Below are 22,580 nucleotides of genomic sequence, written 5' to 3'. Positions count from 1 at the left end.
ACTCCAAAACACTGTCTAACAAAAAACCCCCGTCTCTCGACGAGGGCTATTGGTGCGCAATTATAAACATTATTCGCAGCAAATGCTTGTTTTATACGGCAATACCAACTTGTAAACCGTCGAACCATTCCAGAAAGCGCTTGACATCGTCGCCTTTGAACATTCGGCCGTGCTGGGGGGCAATGATGTCGATATCCAAGCCACGCACACGCTCTATCCATGCACGTTTAGCTTGATTAGAGGGCATCCAACGCTGATGAAAATATCGCATTTTTTCGATATGCGCTTCGAAATTTTCTACGAATAAAGGAGACTCGTTTGACTCCAGCGACGCCCCCACGTCACCGGACATCAAAATTTTTGCCTGCGGATCGTAAACATGAAAATTCGCTGTCGCATGCAAATAATGTGCAGGAATGAATTCAATCTCTAAAGCTCCCAGATTAATAGTGCCGCCATGATCCGGAATGCCGACATAGTCGATATTTTCACAGCCGAAATGCCGAATAAAACCCTCCCAAATTTTCGGGGCATGCAGTTTAGCGTTAGGCAACACCTGATCCCATAAACCCAAGGAGGATACGATATCCGGATCTTGGTGCGACGCAAACAAATCGGTGATTTCCTCGACAGGTGCATAATGCAGCACCGCCGACAACATCGGCGCAAACAGCTCCACGCCACCGGGCTCCATCAGCAAACAACGCTTGTCGGTGCGAATCATATATTGATTGGTATCGATAAGCTTTTGAGGCTTGTGCGGATCTCTACCAAACATTATCCATTGATAATTGCCTTCATAAATTTTGGTCGATTTCATTGTGTTGTTTACCTCTTCGTCTGACTGGATACTAGTGAGTATTGGTGATCAAGCCTAACGCGCTACGGCATTTATGCACTTTATCGTTAATAACTTGCGCGGCGTTATCGACACTTTCGGCTACTGCCTGCAGACTTTGCATATATTCTCCCGCTTGAGAAGCCTCGATTCGAGAATTCGCAGCGATTACCCGTGCCGCCCGGGCGGGATACATGATCTCGGTCAGCTGCATCACCAAACCACTAGCCTGATCGACAAAAGCAAAATATTCATCCTTACGCCTTTCTTCGAACCGGCGGATAGGTTCAGCTAACGAGTACGCATAGGGCGCTTTGGTCGTCGCAACCGCGGCGGCTATTTTTTGCAATTGAGCACTCGTGTAGGTCATGCGGTGTTCGCTTACCGTCATTCGGTACAGTTGGGTAGCGTGCTCGTGGATGCGGGTAACCAGATCCATCGCATCTTTGGCCAGCTCGTTGATGTAGTCGGTAATCGGTTGAAAACCTTTGGCCTTCTCCCCGGCTCGAAAGGCAATAGCTTTGGCGTTCGCGGCAGCCAATGAAATTTCTTTGGCCACTTCCATTACCGAGGTTAATTCGGCCGCAATGGACGCTACCGCAATAAATTGGGATTTCTCATGATTGATTTGCATGACGCAGGTTCCGTTTCGATTTGTAGATCGCGATTAAGCATAATCCACAAATCCGAGCCCTGCACGGCTGCCGTTAAGAATTGTTGCACTGATAACGAGTTGGGTCCGGCCGCTCCAAAGCCTCGAAGCCAGCCTTGCGTAAGCGACAGGCATCGCAACTACCGCAAGCTCTACCGTCCGCATCGGCCGCATAACACGATACGGTAGCGGAATAATCAACGCCCAACGCCAGCCCGCGCGCAATGATTTGCGCCTTGCTTAAATCGATTAACGGCGTGTGAATGCGGATTTCCCGCCCTTCGACGCCGGCTTTGGTCGCAAGATTTGCCATGGTTTGGAACGCTTGAATGAATTCCGGGCGGCAGTCCGGATAGCCGGAGTAATCCACCGCATTCACTCCAATGAAGATATCCTGCAACTCCAAAACTTCGGCCCAAGCTAATGCAAACGCCAAAAATAGGGTGTTGCGAGCCGGCACATAGGTGACAGGAATACCTGACTGCGGGGTCAGCGGCACATCGATATGCGGGTCCGTCAAAGCCGAGCCGCCAATATTGCCCAAGCCCAATTCGATGATCTTGTGCGACTGCACCTGATACTGGTGAGCGATACGCTTAGCCGCAGCCAGTTCGGCGTTATGCCTTTGACCGTAATTAAAGCTTAACGCATGACAGAGGTAACCCTGCCGTTGTGCACCGGCCAATACTGTAATGGAATCCAATCCTCCGGACAGTAAAACGATAGCGGACTTAGCCGTTAGCTTATTTTCCACGGGCATCGTTCCAGAGTAGCTTATGCAGTTGAATTTGAAAGCGCACGGGCAATTGGTCCGCCAATACCCGGTCCGCTAATTCGGTGGGTGACATCATTCCCATCACCGGCGAGAACAAGACCTGACAACGACCCGAAAGATTAAAATCGACCAACTGTTGCTTGGACCAAACGTAATCGGAGTCATCGCCAATTACAAATTTCACCTGATCCTGTTGCGTCAAGTGCTCGATATTTCCGTACAAATTTTTGTGCATTTCCCCGGATGACGGGGTTTTTAAATCCATCACCTTAACCACGCGTCCGTCGACTCCGGATAAGTCGATAGCACCGCTGGTTTCTAGTGAGACCAAATAATCTTCATCCGCCAAGGTTCGCAGCAATTCCTTGCATCCGGGCTGGGCCAACGGCTCGCCGCCGGTCACCGTCACATATTTTGTACGGAACCCTTTAACCTGAGCAACAATGTCGGCTAACGGCACTCGTTCGCCGCCGTTAAACGCGTAGGCCGTATCGCAATAGGCACAGCGCAACGGACAACCGGTCAAGCGCACGAATACGGTGGGGATTCCGACCGTATTCGCTTCACCTTGCAAAGAGTAAAAAATCTCCGTGATACGGAGCGAAATGGACATCGCTGCTTATTGCGGCAGTTGAGCCAGTTTTTTGGCCGCCAAATGCGCAGCGGTAGTGCCGGGGTAACCGGTAGTCACCCGCGTCAAATAGTCGCGGGCTTTTGCGGGATTTTGTTGTTCGATTTCGATATAACCCAATTTCAGCAAGGCATCCGGAACTTTGCTGCTATTCGGGTAATTACTGACTACTTTGGCGAAGGCTAGACGGGATTTATCGTAATCGCGCTCGATTTTGTAGGCCTCCCCTAACCAATACTGCGCATTATCGCTATAAGCGCCGGCCGGAAAATCGGCCAACAAAGCTTGCAGCATTTGAATTGCCTGACCATTATGACCGTTGCGCAGGGTATCGTAAGCCTCTTTGTAACGGTCTTGCTCACTGGCTGACGGCGCGGGCGCGGATTTAGGCGCTTCGCTAACCGCTGCCGGTTGTGCGGCCGCAGCCTGAGCGACAGCTTGCGGCGACGGCTGACTGGCCTCCGCCGCCGGCGGAGCGGCAACTACCGGATTCGGCGTTTGCGCTGCTAAAGCTTGAGCGGATGCCGGTTGGGCGGAAAGCAACTGTAATCTTTCGTCCAAATCGGAATACATATTGCCTTGCTTGCGTTCCAAGTCGGCGATAGTTTGCGCCTGCTCTTCCACCATGCCGCGCAGTTGCTGCACTTCCAATTGCAGTTGTTCCAAACGTCCTAACAACTCGAAAACAGCGCTGTCACTCGCCGATTCGGCAGGTGCCGCGTAATTAACGCTATTGCCATAAGCATCGCTATTAGGCTGAACCGCGCAAGCGTCGGCGCTAACTCCGATGCTTGCGCACAGCATTAGAAGTGCGTTTTTTTTCATTGATAGCCTACTTCGACCCGACGATTCATTTGCCAGGCCGACTCGTCATGGCCGGCGGACGCCGGTTTTTCTTCGCCGTAACTGACAATTTCCAATTGGCCGGCGGTTACGCCTTGCGCGCGCATCATGCGCTCCACCGCTTTAGCGCGCTGTTCGCCTAAAGCGATGTTGTATTCGCTGGAACCGCGTTCATCGGCATGGCCGGCCAAAATCACGTGTTGATTCGGATGCGAGGCCAAATACTGAGCGTGTGCGGCAACGACCGGAACGAATTCCTGTTTGACTTGGCTGCTATCCAACTCGAAGTAGATGACTTGTTTGGACAGAGGATTGTTCGGGTCGCTAAACTCCGGGCCCAAATTACTGCCGGAACCCGAACCGTATCCGGACGAATAGCCGTCTCCGTTGCCGAATTGGCTACCGGACATTGACCCGTTGTTATAACCGCTGGTCGAAGCGTCGCTACCTTGCCCTTCGGTGAAACTGCTTTCTTCGTCCGTCGAACCGCAACCGGACGCCAATACCGCCAGCATTGCCAAGGCCAAACAAGATTTACTGAATTTCATACTTCGTCTCCAAAATTTTGCTAAGTCAAATAAAAATAAGGTTAAGGGGCCCAGGCCGGTTCGCGGACGCCGCCGCTTTGGAAATCCAATTTTTGCTGCATCGCGCCGTCGCTAGCGACTACTGATAATACCGAACGTCCGCCACGGTTTGCCGCGAACAATATCATCGCCCCGTTCGGCGCAAAACTCGGAGATTCATCCAAGTTACCCTCGCTTAGCAAGGTCGTCGTGCGAGAAGCCAAGTCCAACACGGCAATCCGGTAACGCCCGCCGCTGCCGTTGACCATCGCCAAGCTACGGCCGTCCGGAGAAAATCGTCCCCTAGCGTTGTAGTCGCCTTGAAATGTCAAGCGAGTCGCTCTGCCCCCCGAAATCGGAATGCTGTAAAGCTGCGGTTTTCCGCCCATGTCGGAAGTGAACACAATGGAACTGCCGTCGGGCGACCAGGTCGGCTCGGTATCAATCGACAAACCGGAGGTCAACCGGGTTAATCCGCGCGTAGCCAAATTCAATACGTAAATATCCGGGCTACCGTCCTTGGACAAGGTAATTGCCAGTTTACTGCCATCAGGCGAAAACGCCGGCGCACCATTGATTCCGGGATATGCGGCAACGCTTTCCCGCTGCCCGTTCGCCAAAGTCTGCACATATATAGCCGAGCGCTTGGTATGGAACGATACGTAAGCGATTTTGCTGGCATCGGGCGACCACGCCGGCGCCATGATAGGTTCCGGCGACTCCGCTATGGTCCTGGGATTGTAACCGTCGGCATCGGCCACTTGCAGCATGTATTGCTTGCCGCTTCCGCGCGCCGCACTAGTCACATAGGCGATGCGCGTGTTGAAAACACCTTTACGCCCGGTAAGTTTCTCGTAAATCAAGTCGCTGATATGGTGGGCCGCGCGCCGCAGCTCTTGGGGACCGACAGTCAGGCGATAACCCATCAATAACTGGCCGTTATGAACGTTGAACAAGTGAAATTCGATGTTGAAGCTATTGCCGTTGCCCTGGATTTGACCTATTGTCAAGTAATCCTGGCCCAGCGCTTGCCAATCGCGAAAATTGACTTTGTCAGGCTCGCTTGGCTGAGTGAGCATATCTTCCTCGGCCAAGGTTTTAAAAAAACCGCTGCCGGCCAGGTCCGAATCGATCACATCGGAAAGCTTGACATTGCCTATGCTGCCTTGTTGTGCAAAGGGCACGATGGCGATCGGCACCGCCGTTTGCGCGCCTTTGGTAATTTCTATTGTGAGCCCTTCCGCGCTTGCACATTCGGATATCAAAATCAGAACGCTAATGCAGAATATGTTTGCGAATAGTTTCATTGCAAGTTTTCCGTGTAATACCTAACCAGGATTGAATATCAATTTGAACACGCGATATTTTTGATTGAACAACACTTTGTCTTGCGGCACCGGTAAAGGCGTTGCTTTTCTGACCGCATTTTCCGCAGATCGATCGAATACGGGATCGCCGCTACTTTCGACCACGACGGCATCCATGACATCGCCGCCAGGTAGTAATTTTACCTGAATTGCGCACTTCAGACCGGCTGCAGCACTCATCGGTCTTATCCAAGCCGCCTCGGTTTTATTTTTGATCAATTGATTAATACGTGCTTCTTCGGCTGCCGCCGCAGCTTGACGCTCTTGTTCAGCCTTGGCCGCAGCAGCGGCCTCTGCCGCTTGCCTTTCTTGTTCCGCCTTAGCTTTAGCGGCTGCTTCCGCGGCTAGACGCTCTTTCTCGGCTTTAGCTTCGGCTTCAGCCTTTGCCCTGGCGGCAGTTTCGGCGGCCAGTCTCTCTTTTTCCGCTTTAGCCTTGGCTTCCGCCTCCGCTTTGGCCTTAGCCGCTAACTCGGCCTTTGCCTTGGCGGCGGCCTCGGCGGCCAGTCTCTCTTTTTCCGCTTTAGCCTTGGCATCCGCCTCCGCTTTGGCTTTAGCCGCCGCTTCGGCCTTTACCTTGACGGCAGCCTCGGCAGCCAGTCTCTCTTTTTCCGCTTTAGCCTTGGCGTCCGCCTCCGCTTTGGCTTTAGCCGCCGCCTCGGCCTTTGCCTTGGCAACGGCTTCGGCAGCCAATTTTTCTTTTTCGGCTTTAGCCTCTGCCTCCACTTTGGCTTTAGCCGCCGCCTCGGCTTTTGCCTTGGCGGCAGCTTCGGCAGCCAATTTCTCTTTTTCGGCTTTAGCCTTAGCCTCTGCCTCCGCTTTGGCTTTAGCCGCCGCTTCGGCCTTCGCCTTGGCGGCAGTCTCTAGGGCCAAACGCTCTCTTTCCGCTTTTGCCTCGGCCTCCGCTTTCGCCTCAGCCTCTTTTCTAGCCTTTGCTTCTGCGGCCAGTTTTTCCTTTTTATGCTGTTCGGCTTTTTCAACTGCCGCTTTTTCCGCCTTGACTTGCGCTTCCTGCTTAGCTTTTTCAGCTAGCAGTGCAGCTTGTTTTTCTTGTTCGGCTCTTGCTTTAGCCTCCGCAGCGGCTCGTGCCGCCTCCTCAGCTCGTTGCTTTTCAGCAAGCAATTTGGCTTGCCGCTGTTTTTCTGCGACCTCGGCCGCTTGTTTAGCCTTTTTCTCTTCCAACAACCGCTGTTGCCGGGCTTCTTCTAATCGTTGCTCTTCCTGTCTTCTCTCGGCCTCCAGCCGTTCTTGTTGCTTGCGTTCCTCCAAGGCTTCACGCTTTAACTTTTCCGCTTGCTCCAGGGCTTTTTTTTCTTCTAATACCCGCTGAGCTTTAGCCTGCTCCAACATTTGCTGCTCTTTATTTCGAGCCTCTTCTATGGCTTGTTGTCGCTGCTGTTCCATTACACGTTGGATTTCTTCCGCCTGCCTTAAGCGCTCCGCCTCGGCATCGATTTCCGCTCCGTCCAAAACAGTCGCTTCGATAATGTCGGCCGGAGAGATTTGCGCCGTTTCGGGCTCAGCGCTGAAATTAAAACTCAATAAAAAAACGGCGAAAATGAGCACGTGCAACAGCACGGCCAACACTAGCGAAGGTCCGAATTTTCTCATAATCCACGGCAAATCATTGTTCGGGCGGCGGCGATGTCATCAAACCGACTTTGGGCGCACCGGTTTTTTTCAATTCGACCATCACTTTTACGATACTGCCGTAATCGACCTCGTGGTCGCCGCGCACATATAACTGAGCTTTGGGATTATTGCGAAACACCGCTGCTACCCGAGTTCGCAAAGCATCCTCGTCTACCGGGGTATCGGCTTCTTCGTCGCCATTGCCAATATCAACGTAAAAGCTACCATCCTTTTTGATCGATACGATCACCGGAGTCTGATCTTGCAAATCGACCGATTCCGCCTCGGCTTGCGGCAAATCGACGTCTACGCCTGTCTGGACTAAAGGTGCGGTGATCATGAAGATGATTAAAAGCACAAAGGTAACGTCGATATACGGAACAACGTTAATTTCAGCCATAGGCGCACGGCGTTTCCGTGACCGACGATTACTGTTCGCTACATTCATTTGCTGTGCGCCTGTCTTTGCAATAACACGACGAATTCGTCGATGAACAGTTCGTATCGTCCGGCCAACCGGTCCAAGCGCGTGGAAAACCGGTTATAAGCGATTACCGCCGGGATTGCGGCAAATAAACCAATAGCAGTAGCGATAAGCGCTTCGGAAATGCCGGGCGCCACGTTGGCCAACGTAGCATTTTTGACTTCGCCCAAAGCCTGAAACGAATTCATAATGCCCCATACCGTACCGAACAAGCCGATATAGGGGCTGGTAGAACCGACTGTTGCTAAAAACGGCAAAGTTTCATCCAACCGATCCAATTCCCTGGACAACTCGATGCGCATGGCCCTTTGCGCACTTTCTACCTGTATGGCCGGCTCGACATCCCCTTTTTGCCGCATACGCGCGAACTCTCGGTAACCCGCTAAAAATATTTTTTCTATGCCCTCGGGGTCGAACCGATCGCCGGACATGCGCTTATAAAGCTCCGCAAGGCCGACGCCGGACCAAAATTCGTCTTCGAACTCGTCGGTAATGTCGATGGCTTGATTCAAGTCGCGCCGCTTACTGAATATAAAAGTCCAAGATACTATCGACGCCGAAAGTAAGATAAACATGACGAACTGCACAACGAAGCTGGCTTCCTTAACCAGCGTGATAATCGACAAATCAGCGTTCATTTATGTTAACTGCTCCATAATGGCAACGGGAATGGGTTGGGGTTTCATAGTTCGCACGTCTATACACGCGATGCGTACACTACCCGTACATAATATGTCCAGGTTTCGCGTGACCGCTTGTTCGAAGGTAAGACTGGTTTTTTTGACTTCAACGATGCCGGCGCTGACGTCGAGTTGATCATTGAATCGGGCAGGCTTTAAGTAGTCGACCCCAACCGAGCGCACCACGAAGAGGACGCCCAGTTCTACCATCAGTCTGTCTTGCTCGAAGCCCGCTTGCCGCAACATTTCAGTACGGGCGCGTTCGAAAAACTTTAAATAGTTCGCGTAAAATACCACTCCGCCGGCATCGGTATCTTCGTAGTAAACGCGAACCGGCCAATTAAATGTCTTCATGCGTTTCGGCAAATCCATTAACGATCAAATAAGTCCTCTGTTGCAGGTGGGCGCCCTGGCGGGTTCAAACCAAAATGATCATATGCTTTTTGCGTAACAACCCTGCCGCGTGGCGTTCGCATGATAAAACCTTGCTGTAACAAAAAGGGTTCCAAAACGTCTTCTACCGTACCGCGTTCTTCGCTGATCGCTGCAGCCAACGTATCTAAACCCACCGGCCCGCCGTCAAAATGTTCGAGCATCGCCAACAACAATTTACGATCCAACATATCGAAACCATGCTTATCGATTTTCAACATTTCTAACGCTTGCCGGGCTATGTTATCGCTGATTTGTCCGTTCCCTTTGACTTGGGCATAGTCTCTGACCCTACGCAACAGCCGGTTTGCGATTCGCGGCGTACCGCGCGAACGTCTGGCAATTTCTTCGGCGCCGTACTTATCGATTGCGATACCCAGCATGGCCGCCGACCGGCACACAATGTCGGAAAGCTCTTCTATACTGTAAAACTCTAAACGCTGGACGATACCGAAGCGGTCTCGTAACGGGGATGTCAGCAAACCGGCACGCGTTGTCGCACCGACTAAGGTGAATGGCGGCAAATCAAGTTTTATGGAACGAGCAGCAGGACCTTCGCCTATTATAATATCAATCTGATAGTCTTCCATAGCCGGGTATAGCACTTCTTCTACGGCCGGATTCAACCTGTGGATTTCGTCGATAAACAATACGTCGTGTGCTTGCAAATTGGTCAATAAGGCGGCCAAATCGCCGGCTTTATCCAGCACAGGCCCGGAAGTCTGGCGTATGCTCACGTTCATTTCCGCAGCCACGATATTAGCCAACGTTGTTTTGCCCAAGCCCGGCGGCCCGAAGATCAACACATGGTCCAGCGCTTCCGAACGGCTCACAGCGGCCTGAATGAATATTTCCATCTGCTGCCGTAACTCGCGTTGGCCGACATAATCTTTGAGACGCTTGGGGCGAATTGCTCGGTCTAGGCGCTCTTCGTCTTTGACGCCATGAGCCGTCAGCAAACGATCGCTTTCAATCACTTGGCCGCTCCTCTCAGAGCTTGGCGAATCATGTCTTCACAACTCAACTCGTCGCCGGCAACCGCCTGTATCATCCGATTGGCATCTTGCGGCTTATAGCCCAACGCACATAGGGCGCTGATTGCTTCTTGCTTAGCATGGCTCGGCTGCGTCTCGCTTGCGGAAACGAGAGAACTCCCTGAGCCGTGCACGCTGGAAAACGCCGGCAAACGACCGCGCATTTCCACGATCAGCCTTTCCGCAGTTTTTTGGCCAACTCCAGGCAAGCGCACCAAGGCTTTAATGTCGCTATCGCTCACGCAACGTTGAAATTCCTCGGCACTTTGGCCGGATAAAATGGTTAAGGCCAATTTCGGCCCAACCCCATTTACTTTGATGAGGTAGCGAAATAGGGTGCGATCCGCCAGATTGCTAAAACCAAACAAAATATGGGCGTCCTCCCGAACAACCAAATGAGTATGCAAGCAAACTTGCTCGCCCACGGCCGGCAACTCGTAAAACGTGGTCATAGGCGCTTCGATTTCGTAACCGACGCCGTGTACCTCCAAAAGCAATTGCGGCGGGGATTTTTGAATTACCTGGCCGCGTAAATAACCAATCAAGAGATAACCCCGGCTAATCGCTGAGCGGTTTGCTGGTAATGGAAGTGGCACAAACCAATGGCTAATGCATCGCTGGCATCGATTTGCAAATCGCCCCTGATGCTTAACAGAATTTTTACCATGTGCTGTACTTGGTGTTTATCGGCGTTTCCGTTACCCACCAGAGCCTGCTTGACCTGTCGAGCCGCGTATTCGAAAACCGGCAGACTTTGATTCATGCTTGCGCAAATCGCGGCCCCCCGTGCTTGTCCCAACTTTAATGCCGAATCGGCATTTTTGTGCATGAACACTTGTTCGATAGCCATTTGCCGCGGCTGGTATAAGGCAATGATCTCGCTGATACCATCGAATATTTGCTTCAGCCGGGACGGAAAGTCTTCGGCATGAATGCGAATACACCCGCTTGCTACGTATCGGATGCCGCCCGATGTGGGTTCCAAAACACCGTATCCTGTTATTCGAGAACCGGGATCTATCCCAAGAATTCTACTCAAAGCCTTACGTATGCAGTTTCGAACTCAGCCGGCAGCAACGGCGTCCATAATCTCATCGCTAATATTGGCGTTGGTATAGACGTCTTGAACGTCATCCAAGTCTTCCAAGCGATCGATCAGTTTGAGCATTTTTTCCGCTGCCTCGGCATCCAGTTCGGTTTTTGTATCCGCATGCATGGTAATTTCACTGTTCTCGGGAACCCAGCCTGCGGCAATTAGAGCCTCTTTCACGTTCAAATAATCTTCAGGCGCCGTGAATATATCCACGGAACCATCGTCGTTGCTGACAATATCTTCGGCACCGACTTCCATAGCCGCTTCCATTAACGCATCTTCGTTAATCTCGTTACCGAAACTTATGATACCGACTTTCCGAAACATATACGCTACGGAACCGTCGGTACCCAAATTTCCGCCATGTTTGGAGAAGGCATGCCTGACTTCGGCGACGGTGCGATTACGATTGTCGGTTAAACAGTTCACCATCACAGCCGTACCGCCGGGTCCGTAGCCCTCGTATCGAACTTCTTCGAAATTGTCGCCATCCAGTGCTCCCGTGGCCTTTTTAATGGTGTTATCGATGGTGTCACGCTTCATATTGACACCCAAGGCTTTATCGATCGCAGTGCGTAGAGCGGGATTATTGGCCGGATCGCCTCCACCTGAGCTTTTAGCGGCAACGGAAATTTCACGGATTAGCTTGGTGAAAATCTTGCCGCGCTTGGCGTCTTGCGCGCCTTTACGATGTTTGATGTTCGCCCATTTACTATGCCCAGCCATTGTCTCTCTCTTAACTGTAAATTTTGAATTTTATCATTGCCCTAGCGGTTTTTTCGAGTTCTTGTTACAACACATGGGGCAATACCGCCGTCAACGATCGATCGGTTACGAACACATCGGCTTGCTCTTGTACCAGAGGTCTACTTACTACGCCACCGAAACCTATCATAAACGCACCCGCTTCTTTCGCCTCTAAATCGGTTTTTCCATCACCTACCATAGCAAGCGCTCTAAACTGCATTTTCAATCGTCGGCAAATCCGCGCCTTTCCGCCGTTAACCGCTAGCGGAGAATGGCGCACGTAATCGACGTACTGACCGGTTTCGCTTAACAGCAACTCCACGGCATGAACATTCTCGTCGGGAATACCCAGACGCGCCGCGAGCGGTAAAATCGCCTGACGCAAGCCACCGCTAATAATGTGTACGCCTACGCCGTTGGCTAACAAAGTGCTTACGGTTTCGGCCACCCCATCCACCATTTCGGCAATATACAAATCCGCCAACCAGTCGATTGCCGCTTGATCCGGCTTGATAAGCTCCAGTCTTTTGCCATAGACCTCGTTTAAAGCCAATTCGCCATTCATCGCCTTATCGGTTAATGCCGAGACTTCCTCGAATAAACCGTTGCGACGCGCCAATTCGTCTATGCCTTCAACGCGGCTTAACGTACTGTCACAATCGAAACAAACAACCTCAAAACTCATAATTTGATCTGCTTTGCACTATGAACTGCAGGAACGCTACAAACGGATTGCAGCAATTTCCCGTCTAATAAATCGGATACGCCAATAGCCATCATCGCCAACTGCTCACCATCCGCAACGCTCACCGCCATGCGTGTAATGTTTATATTACAACTACCCAATATCGAGCTAATCGCCGCGATGACTCCCGGCCTATCGGTATGACGGGTAAACAATAACACGCCTTCAGGCACCACTTCGATTTCGAATTGATCAATACTGACCAGACGCGGATGATGGTCCGCTAATAAGGTACCGGACAAGCTTAATATCCCGTCACCACAATATCCGGTGAGCTTGATCAGCGATTGATAACCTTCCGCTTCCTCAGCCTGAGACTCATGTAAGGTTATACCTTGACGCTTTGCTATACCGTCCACATTGACCCGGTTAACCGGGGTGGACAACTTATCGGCTAACAACCCGATCAAAGCCTCGTCCGAAATTGCCCGAATCTTGCAGGAAGCCGCTTTGCCGTAAACTGAAACCTCCAATTTATGGATAGGTTGATCGATCAAGCCCACCATCACTTTTCCCAGCGTACGCGCCAAGTTCATAAAGGGCTGCGCCTGTTTCAACTCCTCTGCGGTCATCCGCGGCAAATTCAAGGCATTGACCGCTTCCCCGGTCTGCAGGAATTTCACGACTTGTCGAGCGATTTCCACGCTAACCGCCACTTGCGCTTCCTTGGTGGAAGCGCCCAGATGCGGGGTAAACACAATGTTGTCCAGCTTGAACAACGGAGAGTCTTTGGGAGGCTCTTGCTCATACACGTCCAATGCCGCCCCGGCGATTCGCCCTTCGTTCAAAGCATCGAATAAAGCCTGTTCGTCGACCAATCCTCCACGCGCACAGTTGATCAGCCTCGCACTTTTTTTCATCATTGCCAACTGCTTCATGCCGATGATGTTACGCGTCTTTTCTAACAAGGGACAATGCAGAGTCAAAAAATCGGCTTGCCTGATCAGAGCATCCAAATCCACCATCTCGGCTGCATATTTTTCAAAAATTTCCGGCGCCACATAAGGATCGTACGCGATCACCCGCATACTTAAACCGTTGCCGCGTTGCGCTACGATGCGGCCTATTGTGCCAAAACCCAAAATTGCCAGTGTCTTATGGGCAATTTCGGCACCCATCAATTTGCTACGCTCCCATTTCCCTTGACGCACCGACAAGTTGGCGCTCGGCAAATTCCGGCTTAGAGAAAACATATGTGCGATGGCCAACTCTGCGGTTGTGACAGCATTCGCATCCGGGGTGTTCATTACAATGACGCCTTGTTCCATGGCCGCCTCTAAATCGACATTGTCGACGCCAATCCCGGCCCTTCCCACCACTTTGAGGCACTTAGCCGCTTTCAATACCTTAGCGGTAACTTGAGTATCGCTGCGAATCAACAACGCATCGAAGTCAGGTATGATTTCGCAAAGCGTGACTTCCGACACCCCGGTTTGTATATGAATTTGAATTCCTTCTTGCGCGTTTAAAAAATTAATACCATCATCGGCCAGTTTGTCGGAAATAAGGATTCTTTTCATCGTGTCACCCTAGGCCACAGTCAATTGTGCAATATTTTACAGAGGTATAGCTATGGAACAAACATATTCGCAGCTTCATCAATACACCGACATGCTAACGTCTGTTGTAGCGTCCTAATTAAGTGGCTTAAGCGAAAATATGTGATGAACGAAAAACGAATCCGATACAAACCAAACCCGCGTTCTTGTTACAGCCCCATAACGCACATGTCAATATCGGCCTATGCGCACTAAAAAACTTTTAATTTTTGCTTCAGGAGTATTGATAGCATGCATGTCCATTGTTTCCTTATATAGACACAATCATGACGATCACATCCCAAAAACCAGCTTTGTAACGATAAAGGGGGAGACAATCAATTCAGCTGATTTGAAACAACATCCTGTGATCGTTAGCTTTTGGTCTACCGACTGCCGGACTTGCATTCAAGAAATTCCGATACTGAGCTCTTTGCATGCCCGATACAATCATCGCGGATTAAAGATTATCGCCATAGCCATGTCTTACGATCCACCTAATCGCGTGTTGGAAATTGCAACAGCCATGCAGATACCGTATTCCATTACTTTAGATCCAACCGACGCTTTAGCAAAAGAATTCGGCGGAATAACATTCACTCCGACCACTTTACTTATATCGCCGACTGGAAAAATTGAATGGAAAAATATCGGAAAATTGGACCTAGAAAAAATTGAAAAGCAACTGGAAAGTTTTATATAGAGGGGACTTGAAAAACACTATAACTTACAGACAGGTAAATTTTAAATGGGGAGTATACATATTGCGGCTGACCCTACAACCTCATTTTTTACTTCCTAAGTAGAAATACTTTTTTTAACAAACTCAATGTAAAAATAAGTTTCATATTTAATTCCAATCGCCATTGTCGTTTTTTGTTTTGAAGCGAAAGAATCAAAAGCCCATTTTAATATCTAAAGTCAAACAATACCTTAGACAAGCTCAATAAACAAAAAGCCAATTACAACAACGATTCAAATTACCCATATTTAAGCCTTAAATTCAACTTATTACAAAACTATTAGACGGCTCTCAAGTAGCCGCTGTCTGTTGTAGTCGACTGCTTTTCATTAGATTTGGTAGAAATGTTTTCTTTACTTGAATAAGTTTGTTGTTTGCTTTTAGTCGCTTGAGGCAAATCTTTATCTGCAGGTAGCAAAAACACCAATGCAGCAAATGCTGCCAACGTAATTACAATATTAAACATCTTAACCTTAACCATTAGGATCACCCGAATTATTGTTGTTTATTCTCTACGAGCTTGAAAATTCGCGTCAGCAAAAGCAGCACCCAAAATCGGCCTCGAGATTACTAGGGAAAATGCTATTTGTATGCCAAGTTATTCACAATTGCCCACCGTTCCCGGAAAGATTCGAAAACAAATGTCTAGACTGAGCACTACCGCCTGATTTCGTTAGAGAATTTATCCCGTAACGCAATATTATGACTAAGTTTGCCTTGAAGAAATTAAGCGTAAATTAAAGCGGCTTAGAACTTTACTGATGACTAGACTGCCAACACATGACAGATATGTCATGTGTTGGCAGAGATGGAAACGTGCTAGCAAACACATTCGACTGCGTTTAAATGTAGATGTCTACAGCAGCAAATGACTATATATCAATGATTAGACTGCTAAAACAGCTTGACGCCTTTATTTCAACACATGTTTTCTGAAAAACTCAGGCATGGCTAAACTGGCCAGATGAATTTCTCGATTGTAATAGGTCGTGTCGAAATCTTTGCTAGCGCTAGCTTGCTCCCGAAATGCTGACAAGTCGCACTTACCCGCCATAGTCGCACTCCACCATCCGGACGGATAAATGCATTGTGGAAAAAACACAGTTTGCATGTTTTCGAAGCCACCAGCGCGCATTTCTTGCCGCATTTCATTTAGTATATCCATATGCAACAACGCCGATTCGCTTTGTTGGATCACTATTCCATTTTCAGTCAACGCATTAAAACAATCCTTATAAAAATCTGCACAGAACAACCCCTCGGCGGGTCCGACAGGATCGGTACTGTCGACAATAATGACGTCAACGCTATTCGGCTCAGCATCTTTTACCCATTTGATACCATCGATAAATTTCAGCTCGGCACGCGGGTCGTTGTTTGATACGCACAGTTCGGGAAAATAAATTTCCGCTAAGCGAGTAACCCTTTCATCTATATCGATTTGCACGGCTTGTTCTACGGATTGGTGCTTCAAGACCTCACGCAACGTACCACAATCCCCGCCACCAATAATCCAAACTTTTTTCGGATCAGGATGGCTGAACAAAACCGGATGACTCATCATCTCGTGATAAAAAAAATTATCTCGAGTGGAAACCATGGTACAGCCGTCGATGACCATCAGATTACCGAAATGCTCGGTTTCATAGATTTCCAAAAACTGAAACTCGGACTGCTCTTCGTGCAACTTTCGCTTAATTTTTAGAGAAAATGCAGTACCGTTTGCATGCTGCGCTTCGCTGAACCATTCCGCGTCTAGCATAAGTATTCCTCGGGTGTTATTAAAGATTCCTGATTATACTTAAAAACCGGCGACCAACTTAACAATCTTTTTAAATCAATAATTTATTACAACTCAATGACAAAATGAATAGACGTGCGCATGCTCTTAGCTACGTGAATACGGGATATTAATCCCCTATCAAAATGGCTGCAGCTTCGCGATATTTGTCGCTGCATTGCGCAGCAACTTGTTCGGGCAACCGAGGGCCGGGAGGCGTTTTATCCCAGTCCAATGTCTCCAGATAATCCCGCAAGTATTGCTTATCAAAACTTGGCGGACTAATGCCTACGCGATATTGGTCCGCAGGCCAAAATCGAGACGAATCAGGGGTAAGGACTTCGTCTATTAAATGTAAAACGCCATTATCGTCCAAGCCAAACTCAAACTTGGTATCGGCGATGATAATGCCGCGCTGACGGGCAAACTCTGCAGCATAACCGTAGATCTGCAAGCTAACGTTGCGGACTTGCTCGGCAAGGGTTTCACCTAACATACCAACCATTTGACTAAAGCTGATATTCTCGTCATGAACTCCGACTTCCGCTTTACTCGATGGCGTAAAAATCGGTTCAGGTAATTGCTGGGCTTGCTTCAATCCGTTGGGCAAGACAATGCCGCAGACCTTACCGTTTGCTAGATAATCTTTCCAACCTGAACCAATTAAATAACCTCGCACAATAGCTTCTACCGGCAGAGGTTTAAGGCGTTTAACCACAATAGCCCGCCCTTCGATTTGCCGGCGCAGCTCAGGATCGGAAACCGCCTGTTCCAAGCTCAGATCGTCCGCGATGTGATTCGCAATGATATGTTTAGTTTTGTCGAACCAAAAATTGGCTAGTCGAGTTAGAACCAGCCCTTTACCGGGAATCGGATTTGGCAATACCACATCGAACGCAGACATCCTATCCGTGGTGACGATCAAAAGATGCTTCTCGTCGACTTCATACATATCCCGCACTTTTCCACGTCCTAGCAACCTTAGATTTGGCAAATCCGATTGATAAAGTGCGGCTATGTCTGTCATAAAAATACACGGCGAAGAAAAAGATCGCTTATTTTACCATTATTTAATCCGCCCCTCTTTTTAAGTGAGTGCGTGCAACCGTTTTCCTAAAAGGATCCAAGAAATTGGTCGCGCCTAATCAACAATGGCATGAAATGTAAGCAGTTAACAGTCGTGACTTTATGCTTACCGATAATCCTCAGGAAAATATAACGCTAGACAATCTCGAGATTTCTTGGCGTTTCTCGCGCAGACGTTGCAACACCTCGTCTAAACGCTGATGATCGAGCGCTATCCCGCCCCGCTCCCGCAAAGACGGGCTTTGTTCGCTCTCCGAATTCAAAGCATCCATAAGCTCTAACGCATAGCCGACCAATACAGCACTCGGTTCCGCACAATTGGGATAATCCTCGGCACTGTGATACTCGATTGCGGACACCAGCACCTGAGGCAACTTCCACGCCCTGCCGAGCACGCCACCCGCTTCGCAATAATCGATGCCAACGACTTCGCGCAAGGCGGCTCTTACCGAAATGTCATCCCGTTCAGATTTGAGCTGCAACGCCCTCGAAGTTTCTTCGGACCAATTTCCCGCTAACCACAACAAACCTAAATTATGCAGCAATCCAGCCGTATACATCGTGGCGTTATCAGGAACATCAATTCCGACACACATGTCCGCCAATAAAGCAGAAGCCTCGGCAGCCATCAACGCGGTACACCAAAACCGTTCCGGCTCGAACGCCGGGCAGCGGCTAATCACATCGAATGAAGCCGTGATGCACAACGAAATGCTTACGCTACGAACTAAAGTTACTCCTAAGCGAATACAAGCTGCTTCCAAACTTTCTATAGGCACCGAAGGCGGAGCCCACGCCGAATTTGCAACAAACAGCAGCCGCGCAGCGATAGCAGGATATTCCGAAATGACTTCGACCAAATCCTTGGGTGTGAGCGAATGCGCTTCAAAGGCTTGTAACAGGCGATTCAAACCGGTAGGCAAAATCGGGGCGGGACGATTGGATAACAAAATTTGCTCTAACTTAGATTTGGCAGCCACGCTAGCAATCCATTATTACCGTAAAAAATTCACTATAGCGGTAAAAAACCGGATACCGCCAATTCGGAAATCCGCTCCGCAGGTACCGGCTTGCTAAAATAATAGCCTTGCGCCAAGTCGCAGCCTACGGCATGCAAATAATGCAGTTGCTCCAGGGTTTCCACTCCCTCTGCAACAACCTTAAACTTCATAATTCTACTCATCGCTAATATTGTGGCTACAATCGCCGCATCATTGGTATTGTTTAAAACATCGCGGATAAACGATTTATCGATTTTCAAACAATCGAGCGGCAATTGAGTCAACGAATTCAAACAGGAATAACCGGTGCCAAAGTCGTCAATGGCGATTTTAATTCCCAAGGTCTGCAACTCCTTAAAACAATCCGAACAATCCACATTCGTTTGCAACACGCTTTCGGTGATTTCCAACTCCAGTGCAGAAGCAGGTATGGCGGTTTCGCGCATGACTTTATCGATTGTTGCCGGCAGAGACTTCGATTCGAAGTGCATAGCTGAAATGTTCACGGCGATGTAATCCAGCTCGACACCTGCCTGCCGCCAAACCATGAATTGCTTGCAGGCAGTGCTTAACACCCACTCTCCTATCGGCGTGATCAAGCCTATACGCTCCGCAACCGGAATAAACTCGTCCGGCGATACCATCCCCCTTTCCGGATCGATCCAACGAATCAACGCCTCTACGGCAACCATTCTGCCATCAAGCAACGCAATCTGAGGCTGATAATGCAAAACAAAACTCCCTAATTCCACCGCTTTTCTTAAATCGTTTTCCAAACTCAACCGCTGCTCCGCCAAGCGCGTCATTTTCGGGTTGTAGAAGGTATACCGATGTTTACCCGCGGTCTTGGCAGCGTACATTGCGCTATCCGCGCACTGCAGCAATGCTTCCGGCGTTTCGGCATCGTCGGGAAATAGAGTAATGCCTATGCTCGCCCGTGGATAAATGCAATTGCTTTCGATCAAAATAGGCTTAGCCAACTGAGTTAAACAACGCTCGGCGACAGTCTCCGGTCTAAAATAGTCTTGCTTATCTTCCAAAATCACACAAAACTCGTCGCCACCGAACCGAGCAATAAAGTCATCTTTACGCAAGCAACGGTCGCTCAGAGTTTTTGCTATGCCTTTAATCAACTGATCGCCAGCCTCATGCCCTAAACTATCGTTAATATCTTTAAAACCATCCAGGTCCAAGAATAAGATGGCCAATCTTCGGCCGTTTCGTGTAGCTTCGGCCAATGCGATTTTTAAATGGCTGACAAACAAACTGCGATTGGGCAAACCGGTTAGTTCGTCATAGGTCACCAAATACGCTAACTGCTCCTCGTTACGTTTACGCTCAGTCACATCCAACATCAAGCCTCTCAGCAAAGTGACGTGGCCTAGCGCATTTTTTTCGGCACTCACCCGTTCGCTTACCCACACCGTGCTGCCGGTTAGCGTAAAAACCCGATATTCAATCGCAAAATTTCCGCCTTCCTGACACGCTTTGGTAAACGCTTCAGCCGTATCGCGCTGATTATCCGGATGAACGATGCGCTGACGCAAACCCGAGTCTTCTAACCACTGTTGCTGCGCGTATCCGAGCAGTTTCTCTACTTTGTTGCTTACATAGCGAAAACGGCACAACGCGACATCGTATTCCCAAACAAAGCCGTCTATGCCTTGGATCAATTCGTGCAAGCGCTTATCCAGCGCCAAAACTGCCTGCTTGTTGGAAAAGTTATAGGCGTCTATGGCAAGTCCCGCGTCCAACAACACGACTTTGCCCAATGCTGCAAACATTCGGTGTAACAACTCGATGTCACCGGACAGCTGGCCGTGGAGCCGGTCGTAAACTTCCGACAAGTATTTCCGGTAAGCGCCGACGTACCATTTAATATCCAAACCGATACGTTCGTGCGCCAAACCAACGTTGAGGCGATCGCAAAAGTAATTTAGGTCGTAATTTCCATCAAGCAGAGAGGTGAAATAGTCCCCTTGGATGCGTTTGAGCTCTTCAATGCCGGTACCGCTAGCGTCGACTATATTTTTTAGTTCCGGAAAAGACAGGATAAATTCGTAAAATGCCTCGGCAATTTCAACCTGCAGAGGTTGCAGCAAATCCTTCGCTTGGGCCAGCATCCGTCTATCCTCATCCGCAAACTCTAAAAAGGACATGCGCCGAGTGATTTCGTCTTCCCCGATGCCCAAAGCGTCGGCAAGCTGGCAATTTGTATCTAGAGAGCTGTTCTTCAAGGTGGGTACAAACTGGATTAAATTTTCCGAAACCGCATCGCGAACCGGGTCAGGCTAATCAAGGCTGCAAGACGGCAGCCATCGCATAAGCATAGCGGTTGATTTCGAGACGGAGAAGCGACGGCAAAAAAATGCTATTCATTGTATTGCTTAAAGTGACGCAACATCTGATTTTCTTGACCTAGCCGGCAAGTTGAAGAGGATGATTGATCCGAATGTATATCAAATTCGAAGCATCAACAACACGAGCGGCTTACCTAAAATAGGTTACCTACTTAAGGCAAACATGGACTGCCTAACCAAGGATGACTGCCGCCACCCTCCGGGCTCACTGAAAAGCCGAATCTTCTCTCTAAAAAAATCCGGCTCTATGTTATGCACAGGCTGCGAGCGAGCCTGTGCGGGAATCTAAGAAAACTCCCAAACGGAATCTTTTCGCTTAAAGGTCCGGCAATCCTGTTATTCCGACTACCGACCAATTGTCGCCATTGTTCACGCCGGACAAATCGTCACCCTCAGTGTACTGAATCCTGCAGACATAGTGGTATAAATTAGTCGGTACATCTTTCAAAGTCACTTCCACTTCCGCGTTAACGATGTATTCGTAGTTTCCCAAACTCCAGGCATTTGCCGGTTGACTGGCAAACTGAGCGCTACCCTCTGAACCGATTTGATTGCTGACATATCGATTACATTGCAAAAACGCCAGATTCGTCATGTCGTTGGAAATAGGCATAGGGTTTGCTGTATCTTTAGACTCGACTAAAAACAAATCCGATGCGGCGATATCGTACATCCACGGTAATAAAAACTTTATTTGCAAGGCTAAAAGGCCTGCTAAACAAGCGACAAACAGGATAATTTTTTTTTTGTTCATAAGTGTGTTGTGCTGGTGTTGTAGTGTGCTTATTAAAATTCTAACAAAAAAAAACGCTTAGATAGCGAATGCTCTATTAGGATACCAAGCACCTAGCAATCATAATCTCGAAACGCTTGATAGACGAATTTCCCCGGCAGTCGCATTTCGTCTGATGGCGGACCTTGAATTTTGGGAGCTGTGAGTCGATATGTCAAAGAAAAAGATTCGATCTTAAGGGGAAAGGTCCATGCGGCTAAACCTCAATCGCATCATTTGACGGCGGCACTGAACTCTGGCCATTCGGCAAAGATTCAGGTTAAAGCGGGCAAAATGGCTTTCCACCCGCTCAATTTGCCGTTATGTTTTCACGAAAAAGCTGGGTAATCCACGCATCGACAAACCCGCAAGCCTGGATCAAATGTTCGGCAGCCGCATGGCTGAGTCCGCTTCCCAATTGAAAGGAACGCGCACGTATACTCAACATATAACTGCAGGGTGGATTTTGCCCCATAACCGCTTGATATACAGCGAGTAATGCCGACGGACTCATAGCATGACTGCTATAACTGTTATCCCGTTCAGGCTGAAGCAACGATAAAGCGTAAGGTCCATCGCCGATAACCGCAGCATCCACAAACAACACCGTCCGACGTCCGCTTAGATCCAGAACATGCTCAATCTGCAACTGAAAATCCGTTAACAGCTCAACGTCCTGCGGGCTATATCGCGACTGCAAATATTCGATTACCTTTGGCCCCAGCGCATCGTCGCCACGACTGGGATTGCCGTAGCCGAAAATCAAAACCGGCGCAACCATCGGT

The 22,580-nt window shown here is 49.2% G+C and carries 25 protein-coding genes; 1 reads left to right on the top strand and 24 read right to left on the bottom strand.

The genetic code is table 11. From position 1 onward, the window contains the following. Window positions 1-91: 91 nt before the first annotated feature. The 17 genes from AB0A83_RS04810 to serA form a co-directional block, all read right to left on the bottom strand. A complete protein-coding gene (locus AB0A83_RS04810) occupies window positions 92-820 on the bottom strand; it encodes an MBL fold metallo-hydrolase (protein ID WP_150047192.1) in 729 nt (242 codons plus the stop codon). Window positions 821-851: 31 nt separating this feature from the next. Continuing rightward, window positions 852-1,472: a chemotaxis protein gene (locus AB0A83_RS04805; protein WP_150047191.1), complete on the bottom strand. Its 621-nt coding sequence runs from the start codon at window positions 1,470-1,472 to the stop codon at window positions 852-854. Window positions 1,473-1,545: 73 nt separating this feature from the next. Next, entirely contained in the window at window positions 1,546-2,244 is a 699-nt protein-coding gene (gene queC, locus AB0A83_RS04800) for a 7-cyano-7-deazaguanine synthase QueC (protein WP_367155545.1), read from the bottom strand. Beyond that, entirely contained in the window at window positions 2,234-2,878 is a 645-nt protein-coding gene (queE, locus tag AB0A83_RS04795; protein ID WP_150047187.1) for a 7-carboxy-7-deazaguanine synthase QueE, read from the bottom strand. The genes queC and queE overlap by 11 nt, the downstream gene beginning before the upstream one ends. Before the next feature lie 6 nt (window positions 2,879-2,884). Then, a complete protein-coding gene (gene ybgF, locus AB0A83_RS04790) occupies window positions 2,885-3,721 on the bottom strand; it encodes a tol-pal system protein YbgF (RefSeq protein ID WP_150047185.1) in 837 nt (278 codons plus the stop codon). After that, entirely contained in the window at window positions 3,718-4,287 is a 570-nt protein-coding gene (pal, locus tag AB0A83_RS04785) for a peptidoglycan-associated lipoprotein Pal (RefSeq protein WP_150047183.1), read from the bottom strand. Before pal ends, ybgF begins: the two co-directional genes overlap by 4 nt. Window positions 4,288-4,328: 41 nt before the next feature. Further along, the gene (gene tolB / locus AB0A83_RS04780) at window positions 4,329-5,612 is read right to left on the bottom strand and encodes a Tol-Pal system beta propeller repeat protein TolB (protein ID WP_367155544.1); all 1,284 of its coding nucleotides are present in this window, start codon (window positions 5,610-5,612) and stop codon (window positions 4,329-4,331) included. Between the two features lie 21 nt (window positions 5,613-5,633). Continuing rightward, the gene (tolA, locus tag AB0A83_RS04775) at window positions 5,634-7,280 is read right to left on the bottom strand and encodes a cell envelope integrity protein TolA (protein WP_367155543.1); all 1,647 of its coding nucleotides are present in this window, start codon (window positions 7,278-7,280) and stop codon (window positions 5,634-5,636) included. A gap of 13 nt (window positions 7,281-7,293) precedes the next feature. Then, entirely contained in the window at window positions 7,294-7,701 is a 408-nt protein-coding gene (tolR, locus tag AB0A83_RS04770) for a protein TolR (protein ID WP_332095530.1), read from the bottom strand. A 44-nt stretch (window positions 7,702-7,745) separates the two neighbouring features. After that, entirely contained in the window at window positions 7,746-8,423 is a 678-nt protein-coding gene (gene tolQ / locus AB0A83_RS04765) for a protein TolQ (protein ID WP_150047174.1), read from the bottom strand. Continuing rightward, window positions 8,424-8,819, bottom strand: a complete 396-nt coding sequence (ybgC, locus tag AB0A83_RS04760) for a tol-pal system-associated acyl-CoA thioesterase (RefSeq protein ID WP_150047172.1) — start codon at window positions 8,817-8,819, stop codon at window positions 8,424-8,426. A 17-nt stretch (window positions 8,820-8,836) separates the two neighbouring features. Further along, window positions 8,837-9,874, bottom strand: coding sequence for a Holliday junction branch migration DNA helicase RuvB (gene ruvB / locus AB0A83_RS04755; RefSeq protein WP_150047170.1), 1,038 nt, complete (start codon window positions 9,872-9,874; stop codon window positions 8,837-8,839). Continuing rightward, entirely contained in the window at window positions 9,871-10,476 is a 606-nt protein-coding gene (ruvA, locus tag AB0A83_RS04750) for a Holliday junction branch migration protein RuvA (protein ID WP_150047168.1), read from the bottom strand. The genes ruvB and ruvA overlap by 4 nt, the downstream gene beginning before the upstream one ends. Next, a complete protein-coding gene (ruvC, locus tag AB0A83_RS04745) occupies window positions 10,473-10,970 on the bottom strand; it encodes a crossover junction endodeoxyribonuclease RuvC (RefSeq protein ID WP_150047166.1) in 498 nt (165 codons plus the stop codon). Before ruvC ends, ruvA begins: the two co-directional genes overlap by 4 nt. Window positions 10,971-10,994: 24 nt before the next feature. Continuing rightward, the gene (locus AB0A83_RS04740; RefSeq protein WP_150047164.1) at window positions 10,995-11,750 is read right to left on the bottom strand and encodes a YebC/PmpR family DNA-binding transcriptional regulator; all 756 of its coding nucleotides are present in this window, start codon (window positions 11,748-11,750) and stop codon (window positions 10,995-10,997) included. Window positions 11,751-11,814: 64 nt separating this feature from the next. Continuing rightward, window positions 11,815-12,456, bottom strand: coding sequence for an HAD-IB family phosphatase (locus AB0A83_RS04735; RefSeq protein ID WP_150047162.1), 642 nt, complete (start codon window positions 12,454-12,456; stop codon window positions 11,815-11,817). Then, window positions 12,453-14,036, bottom strand: coding sequence for a phosphoglycerate dehydrogenase (serA, locus tag AB0A83_RS04730; RefSeq protein WP_367155542.1), 1,584 nt, complete (start codon window positions 14,034-14,036; stop codon window positions 12,453-12,455). The genes AB0A83_RS04735 and serA overlap by 4 nt, the downstream gene beginning before the upstream one ends. Before the next feature lie 223 nt (window positions 14,037-14,259). Here serA and AB0A83_RS04725 point away from each other — a divergent pair, with 223 nt between their 5' ends. Then, on the top strand, window positions 14,260-14,757 hold the full coding sequence (locus AB0A83_RS04725) for a TlpA disulfide reductase family protein (protein ID WP_150047158.1): 498 nt from the start codon (window positions 14,260-14,262) through the stop codon (window positions 14,755-14,757). Window positions 14,758-15,076: 319 nt separating this feature from the next. On the opposite strand, the gene AB0A83_RS04720 is transcribed toward AB0A83_RS04725, so the two are convergent. The 7 genes from AB0A83_RS04720 to AB0A83_RS04690 all read right to left on the bottom strand — a co-directional run bounded on the left by AB0A83_RS04720 (window position 15,077) and on the right by AB0A83_RS04690 (window position 22,576). Next, window positions 15,077-15,277 (bottom strand): hypothetical protein, encoded by a 201-nt coding sequence (locus AB0A83_RS04720; RefSeq protein WP_150047157.1) that lies wholly within the window; start codon window positions 15,275-15,277, stop codon window positions 15,077-15,079. 432 nt (window positions 15,278-15,709) lie between these two features. Beyond that, window positions 15,710-16,558: a polyamine aminopropyltransferase gene (gene speE / locus AB0A83_RS04715; protein ID WP_150047155.1), complete on the bottom strand. Its 849-nt coding sequence runs from the start codon at window positions 16,556-16,558 to the stop codon at window positions 15,710-15,712. Window positions 16,559-16,706: 148 nt separating this feature from the next. Beyond that, the gene (locus AB0A83_RS04710) at window positions 16,707-17,603 is read right to left on the bottom strand and encodes a phosphoribosylaminoimidazolesuccinocarboxamide synthase (RefSeq protein ID WP_150047153.1); all 897 of its coding nucleotides are present in this window, start codon (window positions 17,601-17,603) and stop codon (window positions 16,707-16,709) included. 178 nt (window positions 17,604-17,781) lie between these two features. Continuing rightward, window positions 17,782-18,642, bottom strand: a complete 861-nt coding sequence (locus AB0A83_RS04705) for an HDOD domain-containing protein (RefSeq protein WP_190303249.1) — start codon at window positions 18,640-18,642, stop codon at window positions 17,782-17,784. A gap of 32 nt (window positions 18,643-18,674) precedes the next feature. After that, complete coding sequence (locus AB0A83_RS04700) at window positions 18,675-20,855, bottom strand: EAL domain-containing protein (RefSeq protein WP_269473506.1); 2,181 nt, start codon at window positions 20,853-20,855, stop codon at window positions 18,675-18,677. Between the two features lie 484 nt (window positions 20,856-21,339). Continuing rightward, window positions 21,340-21,777, bottom strand: a complete 438-nt coding sequence (locus tag AB0A83_RS04695; RefSeq protein WP_150047148.1) for a hypothetical protein — start codon at window positions 21,775-21,777, stop codon at window positions 21,340-21,342. A 328-nt stretch (window positions 21,778-22,105) separates the two neighbouring features. Continuing rightward, the gene (locus tag AB0A83_RS04690; RefSeq protein ID WP_150047146.1) at window positions 22,106-22,576 is read right to left on the bottom strand and encodes a hydrogenase maturation protease; all 471 of its coding nucleotides are present in this window, start codon (window positions 22,574-22,576) and stop codon (window positions 22,106-22,108) included. Window positions 22,577-22,580 lie beyond the last annotated feature (4 nt).

The sequence above is a fragment of the Methylomonas sp. HYX-M1 genome (assembly GCF_040741385.1).
GTDB lineage: Bacteria > Pseudomonadota > Gammaproteobacteria > Methylococcales > Methylomonadaceae > Methylomonas > Methylomonas rhizoryzae.
Note: the sequence above shows the minus strand (reverse complement) of the source record. Positions and strands in the feature narration are given on the sequence as shown.